The sequence below is a fragment of the Microbacterium sp. AK009 genome, assembly GCF_013410955.1.
Lineage (GTDB): Bacteria > Actinomycetota > Actinomycetes > Actinomycetales > Microbacteriaceae > Microbacterium.
Genome location: NZ_JACCCG010000002.1, coordinates 54,846 through 70,258 on the forward strand (window position 1 = coordinate 54,846; position 15,413 = coordinate 70,258).

Below are 15,413 nucleotides of genomic sequence, written 5' to 3' on the forward strand. Positions count from 1 at the left end.
GGTCTACTGCGGGTCTCCGACCAGTCGAACGCTTTCGGATATAGGCGTTCGCTCCGCGTCTCCCGGGAGCCGATAATCGCCCACCTCCAACTGGATGCCGTCCCCGAGTTTCAGGCCCACCCCTCCGCTTCCGCCGCAGGCGGATCCTTGAAGGCGTCCGTCGCGGGCAACGAGGACGCAGACCGCGTTGGGTTCATCCGTTCCGCGAGCGAGATACACCTCCACGTCGCCGCTCGCCCCGGCATAGCGGATGGAGCCGGGGACGACGAGGTCACCGTCAATCACCCAGCCAGGGCGATCCTGCTCCTCCGACGGGCGATCCAGCTCAGGCACGCCCGAAGAGGTCGAGCACCCAGCGAGCGTCATCGCACCCAGCGTCAACAAGAGGATGGCGGCGCGACGATGCATGCCCCGCACACTACTCGACCCGTGCGACGACGTCGCGGGAATGTGGTGGGTGGTCTGGTGGTGCATCCTGCCCCGTTGGTGGTCACATAAAGGATGCTGACAGGAGCCTCGGACGCGGTTGGCGTGAACTTCCCCTCGTCGCATGAGGCGACCTCGTGATCCGACGCGTCACCCCGCGCCCTCTCGAATGGCGGCTGTCGTGACAGACTGCAGCCATGCCCCGAGTTGGTGTCGGAACGCGAACTGCGGGCGAGCGCCGCCCGCAATCGGAGCGCGCGACGAAGCCCTCGACCGTGCCCTCAATCGTGCCCTCAATGGTGCCCGAAATGGCCTCCGTGCCCTCAATCGTGCCCTCGATGAAGTCCCCCGGAATTTCGCGGGTCGGCCCTGAGATCCGCGGAATCACGCGGAAGGAGGGGACTGGTACGGTTGTCGCAGGGCTTCCCGGGGCAGTCGGAGCAAAGCCAGGGGGTCTGGGGTTCAAGTCGCAACGGACCCACCGGCCGTTGCGCATCAGTTGTATCCAGGTCAGCGCGGGCGGCTGTGAAGTTATACGGCGCGCTCGCCGAGCCACGACTCGACCCGGTCCGCGCGATAGCGAACATGCTTCCCCATGCGCACGTATGCCGGCCCCTTCCTGCTAAGGCGCCAGCCTTCGATGGTGCGGAGCGAAACATTGAGATAATCGGCGAGATCTTCCGGAGTCAGCAGAACGGGAAGGGAGGTGCGGGAACTGTCCATGTGATCGCTATGCGCGGTGTCCTTCAGAAGCGAAGGCCCTGCAGCCTGGCGCGGGCTCGGACTCAATTGATGTCGGCGACGCTCCAATCTGACGCGCTAACGACGGGCGAAAACGAGGCCACCCAGACAGATTGGGTGGGTGATCTCGGTGGAAGATTGGGCGTTGATCAGGCGGCTGGTCGCGGACGGAGTTCCGAGGCGGCAGGTCGCGAGGCAGCTGGGCATCGGACGGTCGACGGTCGATAGGGCGTTAGCGTCGGATCGGCCGCCGAAGTATGAACGACCGGTCCAGCCGACGTCGTTCACACCGTTCGAGTCGCGAGTGCGGGCGATCCTCGCCGAGCACCCGGACATGCCGGCAACGGTGATCGCCGAACGCGTCGAATGGAACGGGTCGATCACCTGGTTCCGAGAGAACATCCGAGGGCTGCGGCCGGAGCACCGCCCGGTCGATCCGGCGGACCGATTGTCGTGGGCGGCCGGTGACGCGGCGCAGTGTGACCTGTGGTTCCCGCCGCGCAAGATCCCGCTCGAGGACGGCTCAAGTGTGCTGCTGCCGGTGCTCGTGATCGTCCCGGCGCATTCCAGGTTCATCACCGCCAGGATGATCCCGACCCGCAAGACCGAGGACCTGCTGCTGGGGTCGTGGGAGCTGATCCGGCAGCTGGGCGCGGTGCCGCGTCGGCTGATCTGGGACAACGAGCCCGGCATCGGTCAGAAGGGTCGCCTCGCGCAGGGCGTGTCCGCGTTCGCCGGAACGCTGGCGACGAAGGTGGTGCAGCTGCGCCCCTACGACCCGGAATCGAAGGGCATCGTGGAGCGCCGCAACGGCTGGATGGAGACCTCCTTCATGCCCGGCCGCACCTTCACCTCACCAACCGACTTCAACACGCAGCTCGCCGACTGGCTGGAGCGCGCGAACAGCAGAGTCGTCCGGACCATCAAGGCCCGACCAGTGGATCTGATCGAGCACGACCGGTCCCGGATGCTGCCGCTGCCACCGGTCCCGCTGCAGCTCGGGTGGCGGGAACGAGTGCGTCTCGGACGGGATTACTACGTGCGTCTGGATGCCAGCGATTACTCCGTCGACCCGACGGCGATGGGGCGAATGGTCGACGTGACCGCGGACCTCGACCGGGTCCGGGTGCGGCTCGACGGGCGGATCGTCGCGGACCACCCGAGAATCTGGGCGCGCGGCGCGGTCGTCACCGCCTCGACGCATCGAGAGACCGCGAAGCTGCTGCGGCAACAGTTCCAACAGCCACGACCAGCTGTGGTCGATACCGATCTCACTCGAGATCTGGCCCACTATGACCGGGCGTTCGGGATCGAAGGAGTCGCGTGATGGCCTCCGTGAAGATTACAGACACGGCGAAGCAAATCACCTACCTCGCCGGCGCACTGAAAGCACCTCGGATCACCGAAGCTGCGACTCGGCTCGCCGACCACGCACGGGATGCGGGCTGGTCGTTCGAGGACTACCTCGCCGCCGTCCTCGAACGCGAGGTCTCCGCCCGCAACGCCTCCGGCGCCGAGCTGAGGATCAAAGCCGCCGGGTTCCCAGCGCGCAAGACGCTCGAGGACTTCGACTGGGACGCGCAGCCCACCGCCCGCCAGCAGGTCGCCGCTCTCGCCTCCGGCGGGTTCCTCCTCGAAGCGCAGAACGTCGTGCTCCTCGGCCCTCCCGGCACCGGAAAAGCGCACCTGGCCACCGCGCTCGGGATCGTCGCCGCCCGGCACGGACACCGGGTGCTGTTCGCCACCGCGACCGACTGGGTCACGCGGCTCACCGATGCGCACCGGCAAGGGAACCTGCCCCGCGAGCTCGCCAGGTTGCGCCGCTACGGGCTGATCATCGTCGACGAGGTCGGCTACCTGCCGTTCGAACAGGACGCCGCCAACCTCTTCTTCCAGCTCGTCTCATCACGCTACGAACACGCCTCGCTGATCCTCACCAGCAACCTGCCATTCTCCGGCTGGGGCGGCGTCTTCGGCGACCAGGCCGTCGCCGCCGCGATGATCGACCGCATCGTCCACCACGCCGATGTCCTCACGCTGAAGGGCGCCAGCTACCGGCTCCGCGGACGAGGCATCGACAGCCTCCCGAGCATCCGAACCCAGGATCCGGCAGACTGAGCAAACGACAACCAGGTGGCCTCGTTTTCGCCCGTCGCTTTGGCCTCAGGTTGGACCGTCGTCGACAATTGAGGAGTCGCGGCGCGCACTAGCCAGCGATTTACAACGGCTCAACGCGGCCGTCCTGCCACTTACGTGCTTCCTCCGGCTCGATAGATCACCGGAGAAGGACGAGGATGCTCAACGCCTGATAGGTGGGCGAAAGCGGCGTGGAGAAGATTGACGTCACTCTGCCCACCGACGCGCACCTCCCACAAGAGGACAAGAGTCTCTTGCCTAGTTCAACAGCGCATCTTCCTACCCCGCCGAGCAACCCCCTGTTGAACGCTATGACCGGCAATTGCTACGCAATAGAGCTCGGCTGCACGCAGTGCCGCGCTCGAGGTTGAGCCGCTCGCGTACTCAAAATGACAGGCGCCCCGGTTTCGGCGTCGATATCTAACGATACGACGCCGAAACCAGGGCGATCCGAGGCTTTCCAACGTACTCGTTGCGCCGCAGCTGCTACGCAGTGACTACGCGTTCCTACGCATTACTACGCATTAGACCCCGAAGTACAGCTCGAACTCGAACGGGTGCGGACGCTGCGCCATCGGCCGGATCTCGTTCTCGATCTTGTACTCGATCCAGGTCTCGATGAGCTCCGGCGTGAACACGCCACCCTCGAGGAGGAACTGGTGGTCGGCCGCGAGGGCGTCGAGCGAGTCCTGCAGCGAGTTCGGCACCTGGGGGATGCCCTTGGCCTCCTCGGGCGGGAGCTCGTAGAGGTCCTTGTCGACCGGCTCGTGCGGCTCGATGCGGTTCTTGATGCCGTCGATCCCGGCCATGAGCTGCGCGGCGAAGGCGAGGTAGGGGTTGCCCGAGGCGTCGGGCGCGCGGAACTCGATGCGCTTGGCCTTGGGGTTGGAGCCCGTGATCGGGATGCGGATCGCCGCGGAGCGGTTGCCCGCCGAGTACACCAGGTTCACCGGGGCCTCGAAGCCCTTCACGAGACGGTGGTAGCTGTTCAGCGTCGGGTTGGTGAAGGCGAGCACCGCGGGAGCGTGGGCGAGGATGCCGCCGATGTACCAGCGCGCGATGTCGGACAGCCCGCCATAGCCCTTCTCGTCGTAGAAGAGCGGCTTGCCGTCGTTCCACAGCGACTGGTGGGTGTGCATGCCCGAGCCGTTGTCACCGAAGAGGGGCTTGGGCATGAAGGTGGCGACCTTGCCCCACTGCTCGGCGGTGTTCTTGACGATGTACTTGAACTTCAGGATGTCGTCGGCGGCGTGAACCATGGTGTCGAAGCGGTAGTTGATCTCCTGCTGACCGCCGGTGCCCACCTCGTGGTGCGCGCGCTCGAGCTGCAGGCCCGACTCGATGAGCTTCAGGCTGATGTCGTCGCGGAGGTCCGCCGTCTTGTCGACGGGGGAGACGGGGAAGTAGCCGCCCTTGTACGGAGTCTTGTTGGCGAGGTTGCCGCCCTCCTCGGCCCGGCCGGTGTTCCAGGCGCCCTCTTCGGAGTCCACGGAGTAGAAGCTGGAGTTCTGCTTCACGTCGTAGCGGACGTCGTCGAAGATGTAGAACTCCGCCTCGGGAGCGAAGAACGCGGTGTCGGCGATGCCGGTCGAGGCGAGGTACTTCTCCGCCTTCTTGGCGACCTGACGAGGGTCCTTCGCGTAGATCTCGCCGTTGCGCGGGTTGTAGATGTCGAAGACCATGACGAGCGTCTTGGCCTCGCGGAACGGGTCGAGGTAGGCGGTCGACACGTCGGGGATGAGCTGCATGTCGGATTCGTGGATGTTCGCGAACCCACGGATCGAGGAGCCGTCGAACAGCTGCCCGACGGTGAAGAACTCCTCGTCGACGGTGGCGGCCGGAATGTTGAAGTGCTGCTGGACACCAGGGAGATCCGTGAACCGGATGTCGAGGAATTTGACGTCCTCGTCCTTGATGAACCGCAGCACCTCGGATGAATCACTGAACATGGAGACTCCAGAGGTAGGGCATCGGGAACTGCCGCCCGTCGAGCGGGCCTTGAGGCACCGTATCGGCAGGGGATTGCCCGACCGTGACACCTTTGTTTCCGGCATGTTACGCGCCCACCGACGGTAGGGTGGAATCGTGGTCGCCAGCGCACAGGACTATCCCGGAGAGCGGCTGGGGCGCCCCCGCGAGGGCGCCGGATCGATCGGCCGGCTCGGTCGGCGCGTGGGTGCCCTGTTCATCGACTACGGCGCCGCGTACCTGATCTCCGGGTTCTTCGGGTGGGACGCACTGGCGATCCTGCTGATCTTCGGCGCCATCCAGATCGTCTTTCTCCCGACGCTCCAGGGGAGCCCGGGACACAGGATTTTCGGGATGCGACTGGTACGCCTCGACGGCGGGTGGGTCGGTCTGTGGAGGCCGGTGCTGCGCACCATCCTGCTGATCCTCGTCATCCCCGCGGTGATCTGGGACGCGGATCAGCGGGGCCTGCACGACAAGGCGGCGGGCACGGTCCTGATCCGGGACTGAGTTCTCAGCGAGGACGAGGGGCGCGCACGCGCTGCGGGTCGATGCCCTTCGGAATGGGAAGCGACGCAACCGACTGCGACACCGAGTCCATTCGCTTGACGACAGCAGCCATCGTTGCACGGTCGATCTTCTTCGGCAGGGACTTGATGGCCGGGGCGAGCTTGCCGATCGGCACCTCGTCGTCGCCGTGACCCACGTACAGCACGGTGACAGGGACACCGGATGCCACGCGTTGCGCCTTTCCGCGCTCTTCGTTCACCAGGCGGGTGAGGCGCCCCCGCGCCCCTTCGCCGACGATCACGATCCCGCCGCGGCCGATCGCACGGTAGACGGCTTCCTGGGTTTTGGGGTTGATGCCCACCGGCATCTCCGATGCGCGCCAGCGGCGACCAAGGGCGCTGGACAGCACATAGCCGGTGGCGCCGGGCATGCCGTCGATCTTGCGATACATCGCCTTCGTCGACAGTCGTGTCATGGTCATCAGCGCCGCGAGGATGCCGAACATGAATCCGGTGATACCCCACAGGATGATGCTCCAGATCGCTCCGGGTGGGATCAACGCACCGAGTGCGACGCCCAGAAGCGTGCCGCCGATGAGGATGCCGACAAGGGCCCAGGGCAGCCAGCGATAGGCCTGGACAGTGAAGGTGTAGAGGGTGCGGATCTGCGAGAAGAACCCGGGACGCTTCTCGGGGGCGGTACTGCGTGCGGCCATGATTCCAGCCTACCTTTTCAGGCCCTCGCGACCTCTCCTGCACAAGCGCGGGGATGACCCCTGCTGTCCACAGTTCTGATGAACCACGGACGAGACAGCAGTCGCGGGCGCGACCCTGTTGTCATGGCGATCGATTCCGAGCACGCCCTGCTTCGGGCCTACCGGCCGGTGCGACGGCTGGATGCCGCCAGCGCGCCGTGGTCCGGGGAAGTGGTGCGTGACAGCGAGGGCGCTGCGTGGCTTCTCGTGGAAGCGGGTGCGCTCGGCGAGGACTGGGCGGGATGGCGGGCAGCGCCGTCGGAGCATCTCCTCACCCCCTCCGACGTCGTGCGAACGGCGACGGGGCACGCCGCGCTGCTCCCGCTCTGCAGCGAACGGGTCGTCGACGTCGTCAGGCGTCGTTCCGAAGACGATGACCCGCTCTCGGCGGGCGAGGCCCTCACCCTCGCCGTCAGCGTGCTGCGCGGCCACCTCGACGCCGGAGCGGCGACCGGAACGACTGCCGGGACATGGTGGCTCACCGACGAGGGTCGCCCGGTCCTCGCGCTGCAGGCAGGGCCGACGTCTGAGTCCGCGGAGGTCATCCGTCTCCTCCTCGCCCTGTTCCCGGCATGGAGCGACGTGCTGCGCGACGCTCTCGCGGCAGTGGCTCAGGCGCACCTGCACGAACGCGAGGCCCACGCGCTCGAGGCGCGACTGTTCGCCCTGGCCACGCCGCAACCGCTGCGCCTCGGCGCGAAGCGTATCTCGTCGGCGATGCAGGGCGGGGTGGCGGGCATCACCGGCAGACCCGCGGCCACCCGTGCGGGGTCACGGGCCGCGGCGAAAGCGGCGGCCGCTGACCCCGGCGGTCAGAGGCTGCTGACCCGGGTCTCGACACTGATGGACCGGGACCTCGGCGAGACCGTCTCCCGGGCGACCACCGGCGTCTGGCGGGCCGTCAGCACCCGGAAGCCACAACCCCGACGCCGCGGACTCATCGTCGCAGGGGGCGCCGCAGCGGTCGTCCTCGCCGTAGGACTGACGTGGCCGAACGACGCCGAGCCGCCGGCGGCGGCCGACCCCGTGACGATCGCGTCGGAACCGGCCTCGGGGTCGTCGCCCTCCCCGACGCTCGGTCCGGACGCCGAGGCCTCGAGCACCGGGGCGACGGTCGGTGAGCCCGCCCCACCCGCCTCCACCCCTGACGACTTCGCCGCCGTCACCGCCGGTCTGCTGGACGCTCGTGCGGCGTGCGATGCCGACGCCACCTGTCTCGCCGAGGCCGTGGCCGACCCGACTCGCGCGCTGCCCCCCGGGGCATCCGACCTGCCGGCCGAGGCCAGGACGGTGACGTTCCTCGACGATCTGGGCGGCGCGGCGGTGCTGCGCGTGGATGCCGCCGCCCCGACGGGCGATTCACCGGCGTCTCAGCTGGTCGTCATCGTCCGGATCGGGGAGCACTGGGTCATTCGCGACATCTACGACGCGGGGGCGACATCGTGATCACGATGTCGCCCCCGCGCAGTACAGCGCTGCCGTGGATCAGATGCCGAGGTCGCCCTCGAAGTCCGCCTCTTCGAGACGGGCCTTGACCGCGCCGAGGAAGCGCGCGGCGTCGGCCCCGTCGATCACCCGGTGGTCGTAGGACAGCGCGAGGTAGACGTACGACCGGACCGAGATCGCATCGCGACCGTCGACGGTCACCACACCCGGACGCTTGACGACGATGCCCGTTCCGAGAATCGCCGACTGCGGGAGGAAGACGACCGGAGTGTCGAACAGCGCTCCGCGCGACCCGGTGTTGGTGAGGGTGAAGGTGCCACCGGCCAGCTCGTCGGGCTTCAGCTTGTTGTCCCGCGTGCGCGCGGCGAGGTCGGCGATCTCATGGGCGATCTGAGCGAGGTTCTTCGATGCCGCGTCCCGCAGCACGGGCGTGAGAAGGCCGCGCTCGGTGTCGACGGCGATCGAGAGGTTCTCGGTCGCCGGGTAGACGATGTTCGTCCCGTCGACCGTGCTGTTGATGACGGGGAAGGCCTGGAGGGCCTCCGCCGCAGCCAGGGCGAAGAACGGCAGGAAGGAGAGCTTGTCGCCGGTCTTCGACTGGAAATCACCCTTCACGCGGTCGCGGAAACCGGAGAGCTTGGTGACATCCACCTCGACGACGGTGGTGAGCTGCGCGGTCGCCTGCATCGACGCCACTGCCCGCTCAGCGAGCACCTTGCGCAGCCGGGACATCGGCTGGGTCGTCCCCCGCAGCGGCGAGACCTCCAGCGGAGTGCGAGCCGGAGCGGTGGGCGCCGACGCTGCGGGGGCCGGGGCCGGGGCCTTGGCCTCCTCCGCAGCCTTCAGCACGTCTTCCTTGCGGATGCGACCGCCCACGCCGGTGCCCGTGACCGTAGCCAGATCGACGCCCTGCTGCTGGGCGAGCCGTCGAACGAGCGGAGTGACGTAGGCCACCTCGTCGCCGGAGGATGTCGCCGGCGCAGTCGACGACGGAGCGCTCGAGGGCGACGGCTCCTGCTCGGTGGCGACCCCCGTCGAGACCGGCGCGTGCGCGACGACCTTTTCGGGAACAGGCGCCACCTCTTCGGCGGGCTTCTCCTCGGCCGGCTTCTCGTCGGCGGGCTTCTCGTCGGCGGCAGGAGCTGGTTCGGCGGGCTTTTCGTCGACGGCAGGAGCCGGTTCGGCGGGCTTCTCGGTGGCGGGAGCCTCCTGGGCCGGCGCAGGCGCGGAGGCCGCAGCACCGTCGCCGATGCGGGCGAGAGCCGAACCGACGGCGATCGTCTCGTCCTCCTGGACGAGGATCTCCTGCAGCACACCCTTGACGGGGGAGGGGATCTCGGTGTCGACCTTGTCGGTCGAGATCTCCAGGAGCGGCTCATCGACCTCCACCGCGTCACCGACCTGCTTCAGCCAGCGCGTGACCGTCCCTTCGGTGACGCTCTCGCCGAGCTCGGGCAGGACGACTTCGGTCCCCTCGCTGGTGGTCGCATCCGAGGGCGCTGCCTGGGCGGGAGCGGCCGGACCATCCTCTGACGGACCATCGGCGGGCTCAGCTGCCTCCGCGGCGGGCGCCTCGGCCTGTGCGGGTTCCGCCGCCGCAGCCTCTTCCTGCGCGTCGGCCGGGGCAGGGGTCTCGCCGCCGCCCGAGCCGTCGCCGATCTTGGCGAGCACGGCGCCGACCTCGACCGTCTCGTCCTCGTCGACCAGGATCTCCTCGATCACACCGCTGATCGGAGAGGGGATCTCCGTGTCGACCTTGTCCGTGGAGATCTCGAGGAGCCCCTCGTCGGCCTGCACGGTGTCACCGACCTTTTTGAGCCAGCGGGTGACCGTTCCCTCTGTGACGCTCTCGCCGAGCGCGGGGAGGACCACGGATGTGCTCATGGGCTTGTCTCCTTCGGGGTTGCCGATGTCTTGTCTAGCTTAGTGATGCGCCCGCGGGCCCGTGTCAGGGGGCACCGGCGCGACGTGTCTGGGGTTACAGGGCGTGCAGCGGCTTGCCGGCCAGGGCGAGGAAGGCCTCACCGAGCGCTTCGCTCTGCGTGGGGTGGGCGTGGATGAACGGCGCGATGTCCTCGGGGTGCGCTTCCCATCCGACGGCCAGCTGACCTTCGGTGATGAGTTCTCCGACGCGATCGCCGACCAGATGCATACCGATGATCGGCCCGTCCTTGAGTCGCACGACCTTGGCCAGGCCGCCGGTGCCGATGATCTCGCTCTTGGCGTTGCCGGCCAGGTTGTACTCGAAGGACTGCACCGCGTCTGCGCCGTGCACCTCGGCCGCCCGGGCTTCGGTCACACCGACCGACGCCACTTCCGGATGCGAGTACGCGACCCGGGGGATGAGGTGCTCGGGAACGACGACGGGCTTCTGCCCGGCGATCGTCTCGGCGACGAAGATGCCCTGCTGGAAGCTGCGGTGGGCCAGCTGCAGTCCGGCCACGATGTCTCCGACGGCGAAGACATGGGGGACAGCGGTCTGGAGCCGCTCATCGGTGACGACGAATCCCCGATCCACGGCCACTCCGGCGTCCTCCAGACCGAGGCCCGCCGTCGCGGGTCCGCGGCCGACGGCGACCAGCAGGTAGTCGGCCTGAAGCTCCGAGCCGTCCTCGAGTGAGACGGTGACCGCATCGGCGGTCTGCGTGGCGCGGGCGAACCTGACACCGAGCGTGAAGCCGATTCCCCGGCGCCGGAACGCACGCTCGAGGGCCTTGCTCATCGCGACGTCCTCGGCCGGAACGAGGTGGTCGAGCCCTTCGACGATGGTCACATCGACGCCGAACGAGCGCCAGACGCTGGCGAACTCGACCCCGATGACGCCGCCGCCGAGGATGACGACACGTTCGGGGATCTCCTCCAGCTGCAGTGCCTGATCGCTCGTGAGGATCCGGCCGCCGATCTCCAGGCCCGGCAGGGTCCGGCTGTACGACCCGGTGGCGAGGACCACGTCGGTACCTCGATAGACGGTGTCGCCGACCCGCACCGCTGGGCCTGCCTCGAGACGTCCCTCGCCCTCGACGACTCGGATTCCCCGGGTCTTCAGCAGGCTCTGCAGGCCGCGATACTTCTTCTCGACGATGCCCTCCCGGTAGGAGCGCACTCGGGCCGGGTCGATGCCTCGGAATTCCGCATCGACCCCGATCGCGGCGGCATCGCGGACAGCGTCCGCGACTTCACCGGCGTGAAGAAGGGCCTTGGTGGGAATGCACCCCCGGTGAAGGCATGTGCCGCCGACCCGGTCCTTCTCGATCATGATGACCGACGCGCCGAGCTCAGCGGCGCGGAGCGCGGCCGCGTAGCCTCCGCTTCCGCCGCCGAGGATGACGAGATCGGCCGTGGTCTCGGGCGACTCCCCACCGCTCATCGGGCGGCCTCGGTCTGCAGCAGTCGAAGGAGACTGCGCACAGTCGCCCCGGTCGGGCCCTTGTCGGTGAATCCGAACCCACCGCCCTTGTTCATGCCCACGCCGGCGATGTCGAGGTGGATCCACGGGATGCGCTCATCGCCGCCCGCTGCGGTGCCGACGAAGTGACGCAGGAACAACCCCGCGAAGAGCGACCCGCCGGCGGGGTCGCCGATCTTGGCGTTCTGCAGGTCGGCGATCGGTGAGTCGAGCTCTTCGACCATGTGCGCCGGAAGCGGCAGCTGCCAGGCGAGCTCGGCGACATCGCCGGCAGCCGCGAGGTACCGCGCGACGGCGTCGTCGTCGCCCATGACGCCGGTGTGACGCGTGCCGAGGGCGATGGTGATCGCCCCGGTCAGGGTCGCCACGTCGACCAACAGGTCGGGGTTCTCCCGGCTGGCGGCCACGAGTCCGTCGGCGAGAACGAGGCGTCCCTCGGCATCGGTGTTGAGCACCTCCACCGTGGTGCCGTCTGCGATGCGCACCACGTCACCTGGGCGCGTCGCGCGCCCGGAGGGCATGTTGTCGGCGACGGCGAGCCATCCGGTCACCCGCACCGCGAGCTGCTGCGCGGCCGCAGCGCGGACCACTGCCAGAACGGTGGCGGCGCCGCACATGTCGTACTTCATCCCCACCATCGACGCCGCGGGCTTGAGTGAGAGCCCTCCGGTGTCGAAGGTGATGCCCTTGCCCACGAGGGCGACATGGCGCGTCGCACCTTCGGGGGCGTAGTCCAGGCGCACCAGTCGGGGCGGCCGATCCGATCCCTGGCCGACGCCGAGGATGCCGCCGAAGCCGTCGTCGCGCAGTGCCTTCTCGTCCCACACCGTCACCTCGACGGGCAGGCCGTCGACCTCCTCCCGTGCACGATCGGCAAGGTCTGCAGGACCGAGCCACTCGGCGGGAATCGAGACCAGATCCTTCACGAGCGCAACCGCTGACGCCGTCGCGCGCACGGCGTGAAGGGAGGCATCGTAGAGGTCATCCGGTCCCTGCAGGATCACGCGGGTTGCGCGGCGCTTGGGACCGTCGGCCTTGTATCCGTCGAACCGGTAGCCGCCCAGGGCCGCCCCCTCCGCAGCGGTGAGCAGGTGCTCCGAGGCGAAGGGCACGGCGACGACGACGGTCTCGAAACCCGTCAGTGTGCGCAGGGCCGCGCCGACCGCGTCGCGCACGGCAGCGGCATCCGGTTCAGCGCCGGTCCCGACGACGGCGAGCGGTGAAGTGGTGACGTCGGGCGCGTACACCCGCTGAAAAGAGCCCGGCGATCCGTTGAATCCTGTCGCCACCAGCGCGTCTTTCAGGCCGGGCCAGTCCTCCAGGGAGGGCGCGCCGTCGCCGTCGACGGGGGGCAGGGCCACGACGACGGCGTCGGCGTCGATCTCGGCAAGGGGGGAGGAACGATATTCGAGGTCGGGGAACGACATGGGTTCCATCCTATTGAGCGGTGTTCGCTGTCAGCGGCAGCGGCCCGGCTCGTGGTGTCGCAGCGACTCGTAGCATGGACCCATGCCTTACGCCGGTCCTCTCTACGAGCGCTCGGTCTCCGCTCCGGCTGTGCCGGCGGGCCTTCCTCTCGTCATCGCTCTCACCGGCTTCACCGACGCCGGGGGAGCGGTGGCTCGTCTCATCGAGTACATCCGCGACGATCTCGACCCCATCCCTCTGGCGGTCTTCTCCAACGACATCCTGCTCGACTACCGAGCGCGGCGTCCGATCGTGACCTTCGAAGCCGACCACCTCACCGACTACCGCCCGCCGCGCCTGGAACTCTCCCTCGCCCACGACGCCCTCGGAACGCCGTTCCTGGTTCTCGCCGGCTACGAGCCCGACTTCGCCTGGGACGCCGTGTCAAAGGCCGTCCTCGAACTCGCCTCGAGCTTCCAGGTCTCCTCGGTCACGTGGGTGCACGCCATCCCCATGCCCGTCCCGCACACACGCCCGATCGGCACGACGGTCAGCGGCACCCGAACCGAGCTGACCGAGGCGCACTCGGTGTGGCAGCCTCACACGCAGGTTCCCGCGACCGTGGCCCACCTCCTGGAATACCGCTTCGCGGAGAGGGGCGCCGCCGTGGCCGGCTTCGTTCTGCTCGTGCCCCACTATCTCGCCGACACCGAGTACCCGGCCGCCGCGCTCGCGGGCCTCGACAGTGTCACGGTCGCCACGGGGCTCGTCTTCGACGGAGACGGCCTGCGTGAGGAGAACCGCGAGTACCTGACGAAGGTCGAGGAGCAGGTCGCCGGCAGTGATGAACTGTCCCGGATGCTGCACGGCCTCGAAGAGCGCTACGACGCGTACATGGCCGGTGCGACCAATGCCACGCCCATCCTTCACACCGGCGATCTGCCGAGCGCCGATGAGCTCGCAGCGGAACTGGAGCGCTTCCTCGCCTCGCGGCCGAGCAGCGACGAAGACAAGCGCCCCTGACGGCCGAGGGGAATTCCCCTGGCCTGGGCGGCGTTGTTCCCCGAGGGTGCGTTCGGGGATTCGCGGGGAGGGCGGATGCGAACCGCCCGGACAGATGTGAGACAATGGACCTTCTGACCCATTGTCGTCCCCCGTCCGCTGCCCTGCGTACGGGAACGGGACTTGACAAGGGTCTTACTAGTGTCCGAAAGATACCGCCGCGGCGCTCCGCGTTCGTGACGGTGAAAGGCGAACCGTGACCGCAGGCACGAAGACGACGAACCGCACCACGAAGGACACCGACACCGCCGACACGGTCGAGGAGGTCGAGACCGCCCCCGTTGCGCCCGCGAAGAAGCGGCCCGCTGCGAAGAAGGCCCCTGCCAAGAAGCCCGCCGCGAAGACGGCGCCCAAGGGCGGCAAGACGAAGGCCGACGCCGACGAGGTCGACGAAGAGATCGACGACGTCGAGCTCGACGCCGACGACGAGATCTCCGGCGACGATGTCGATGACACCGAGGGCGACGCCGACTCCGCAGCGCCCAAGGCTGCCGCCGCAGCGACGACCGAGGGAGAGTCGGAGGACGAGGAGGAGGAGACCGTCAAGCCGGTCTTCGCCGAGCCGCTTCCCACCGGCGCCATCGTCATCTCCAATGACGAGGACGACATCCCCGTCTACTCGACGCAGATCACCGGCGCCACCGCCGACCCGGTGAAGGACTACCTGAAGCAGATCGGCAAGGTTCCGCTGCTGAATGCAGCCGAAGAGGTCGAGCTCGCCATGCGCATCGAGGCGGGCCTGTTCGCCGAGGAGAAGCTGTCGCACATGTCGGCAGCCGAGAAGGCGTCGCAGCTCGGGCTGGACCTGCAGTGGGTCGCCCGTGACGGTCAGCGCGCCAAGAGCCACCTGCTGGGTGCGAACCTGCGCCTCGTCGTCTCGCTCGCCAAGCGCTACACCGGACGCGGCATGCAGTTCCTCGACCTGATCCAGGAAGGCAACCTCGGCCTCATCCGCGCCGTGGAGAAGTTCGACTACACCAAGGGCTTCAAGTTCTCGACCTATGCCACCTGGTGGATCCGTCAGGCGATCACGCGCGCGATGGCCGATCAGGCCCGCACCATCCGCATCCCGGTGCACATGGTCGAGGTCATCAACAAGCTCGCCCGGGTGCAGCGCCAGATGCTGCAGGACCTCGGTCGCGAACCCACGCCCGAAGAGCTCAGCCGCGAACTCGACATGACCCCCGAGAAGGTCATCGAGGTGCAGAAGTACGGCCGCGAGCCGATCTCGCTGCACACGCCCCTCGGCGAGGACGGCGACAGCGAGTTCGGTGACCTCATCGAGGACACCGAGGCTGTCGTGCCCGCCGACGCCGTCGGCTTCACGATGCTGCAGCGTCAGCTCGAATCGCTCCTGGATTCGCTGTCCGAGCGCGAGGCGGGCGTCATCCGCATGCGCTTCGGACTCGGCGACGGTCAGCCGAAGACCCTCGACCAGATCGGCGACACGTTCGGGGTGACCCGGGAGCGCATCCGCCAGATCGAGTCGAAGACGATGGCGAAGCTCCGCCACCCGAGCCGGTCGCAGTCGCTGCGGGACTACCTTGAGTAAGCGGT

General features: G+C 68.1%; 13 protein-coding genes. 6 read left to right on the forward strand and 7 right to left on the reverse strand.

Annotated features, from left to right (window positions below; translation table 11 throughout):
• Positions 1–3: 3 nt before the first annotated feature.
• Both HDC37_RS04195 and HDC37_RS17590 read right to left on the reverse strand, forming a co-directional pair.
• Positions 4–408 (reverse strand): hypothetical protein, encoded by a 405-nt coding sequence (locus HDC37_RS04195; protein ID WP_179559172.1) that lies wholly within the window; start codon positions 406–408, stop codon positions 4–6.
• Positions 409–957: 549 nt separating this feature from the next.
• Positions 958–1,149, reverse strand: a complete 192-nt coding sequence (locus tag HDC37_RS17590; protein ID WP_179559173.1) for a helix-turn-helix domain-containing protein — start codon at positions 1,147–1,149, stop codon at positions 958–960.
• 139 nt (positions 1,150–1,288) lie between these two features.
• Between HDC37_RS17590 and istA the strand changes: the two genes are divergently transcribed.
• Together istA and istB are read left to right on the forward strand one after the other, a co-directional pair.
• Positions 1,289–2,494 (forward strand): IS21 family transposase, encoded by a 1,206-nt coding sequence (istA, locus tag HDC37_RS04205; protein WP_179559174.1) that lies wholly within the window; start codon positions 1,289–1,291, stop codon positions 2,492–2,494.
• Complete coding sequence (gene istB, locus HDC37_RS04210; protein WP_179559175.1) at positions 2,494–3,285, forward strand: IS21-like element helper ATPase IstB; 792 nt, start codon at positions 2,494–2,496, stop codon at positions 3,283–3,285. Before istA ends, istB begins: the two co-directional genes overlap by 1 nt.
• Before the next feature lie 542 nt (positions 3,286–3,827).
• On the opposite strand, the gene glnA is transcribed toward istB, so the two are convergent.
• Positions 3,828–5,252, reverse strand: a complete 1,425-nt coding sequence (glnA, locus tag HDC37_RS04215; protein ID WP_179559176.1) for a type I glutamate--ammonia ligase — start codon at positions 5,250–5,252, stop codon at positions 3,828–3,830.
• Between the two features lie 136 nt (positions 5,253–5,388).
• On the opposite strand from glnA, the gene HDC37_RS04220 reads away from it, so the two are divergent.
• The gene (locus HDC37_RS04220) at positions 5,389–5,781 is read left to right on the forward strand and encodes an RDD family protein (RefSeq protein WP_124293268.1); all 393 of its coding nucleotides are present in this window, start codon (positions 5,389–5,391) and stop codon (positions 5,779–5,781) included.
• A gap of 4 nt (positions 5,782–5,785) precedes the next feature.
• On the opposite strand, the gene HDC37_RS04225 is transcribed toward HDC37_RS04220, so the two are convergent.
• A complete protein-coding gene (locus tag HDC37_RS04225; RefSeq protein ID WP_179559177.1) occupies positions 5,786–6,496 on the reverse strand; it encodes a DUF4191 domain-containing protein in 711 nt (236 codons plus the stop codon).
• A gap of 123 nt (positions 6,497–6,619) precedes the next feature.
• Between HDC37_RS04225 and HDC37_RS04230 the strand changes: the two genes are divergently transcribed.
• Entirely contained in the window at positions 6,620–7,981 is a 1,362-nt protein-coding gene (locus HDC37_RS04230) for a hypothetical protein (RefSeq protein ID WP_179559178.1), read from the forward strand.
• A 39-nt stretch (positions 7,982–8,020) separates the two neighbouring features.
• Here HDC37_RS04230 and sucB read toward each other — a convergent pair whose 3' ends face one another.
• The 3 genes from sucB to HDC37_RS04245 all read right to left on the reverse strand — a co-directional run bounded on the left by sucB (position 8,021) and on the right by HDC37_RS04245 (position 12,814).
• Positions 8,021–9,865: a 2-oxoglutarate dehydrogenase, E2 component, dihydrolipoamide succinyltransferase gene (gene sucB, locus HDC37_RS04235; protein ID WP_179559179.1), complete on the reverse strand. Its 1,845-nt coding sequence runs from the start codon at positions 9,863–9,865 to the stop codon at positions 8,021–8,023.
• A gap of 94 nt (positions 9,866–9,959) precedes the next feature.
• Positions 9,960–11,348 carry a dihydrolipoyl dehydrogenase gene (gene lpdA / locus HDC37_RS04240; RefSeq protein WP_179559180.1) on the reverse strand — a complete coding sequence of 463 codons (1,389 nt, stop codon included), beginning with the start codon at positions 11,346–11,348 and terminating at the stop codon, positions 9,960–9,962.
• Positions 11,345–12,814: a leucyl aminopeptidase gene (locus HDC37_RS04245; RefSeq protein ID WP_179559181.1), complete on the reverse strand. Its 1,470-nt coding sequence runs from the start codon at positions 12,812–12,814 to the stop codon at positions 11,345–11,347. The genes lpdA and HDC37_RS04245 overlap by 4 nt, the downstream gene beginning before the upstream one ends.
• Before the next feature lie 82 nt (positions 12,815–12,896).
• Between HDC37_RS04245 and HDC37_RS04250 the strand changes: the two genes are divergently transcribed.
• Together HDC37_RS04250 and HDC37_RS04255 are read left to right on the forward strand one after the other, a co-directional pair.
• Positions 12,897–13,817 (forward strand): proteasome assembly chaperone family protein, encoded by a 921-nt coding sequence (locus HDC37_RS04250; RefSeq protein ID WP_179559182.1) that lies wholly within the window; start codon positions 12,897–12,899, stop codon positions 13,815–13,817.
• 235 nt (positions 13,818–14,052) lie between these two features.
• Complete coding sequence (locus HDC37_RS04255; RefSeq protein ID WP_179559183.1) at positions 14,053–15,408, forward strand: RNA polymerase sigma factor; 1,356 nt, start codon at positions 14,053–14,055, stop codon at positions 15,406–15,408.
• Positions 15,409–15,413 lie beyond the last annotated feature (5 nt).